1 protein-coding gene is annotated in these 358 nt (G+C 63.7%); it reads right to left on the reverse strand.

What is annotated here, in order from left to right; translation table 11 throughout:
- Window positions 1-357: aldehyde dehydrogenase family protein (locus tag AC5RWX_RS34490; RefSeq protein ID WP_494100603.1), on the reverse strand; the 357-nt coding region annotated here is incomplete at its 3' end.
- Window position 358 lies beyond the last annotated feature (1 nt).

Here is a 358-nt window from a genome sequence, read left to right on the forward strand (position 1 = left end):
GAAACCGGTGGCGAGTTCGACGACTTCCTGGCCGCGGGTAATTTCACCCAGGGCGTCAGAAACGACCTTGCCGTGCTCGGCGGTGATGATCTGTGCAAGTTCGCCCTTGCGTTCGTTCAGGAGTTCGCGGAAGCGAAAGAGGATCTGCTGGCGTTTGGTGATGGACATGTCGCGCCAGGCCGGGAAAGCTTTGTGGGCCGAGGAGATGGCGGCCTCGATGTCGCTGGCGTTGGCCAGCGCGACGCGCTTGGTCTCAATGCCGCGGGCCGGGTCGAAGACGGGAGCGGTGCGGTCTCCCGATGAGAGGGATTCGGCTCCGCCGATCCAGTGGGACAGCACGGGAAGTTCCTGGTTCACG

It is taken from the genome of Arthrobacter sp. SPT-J7, assembly GCF_059089965.1.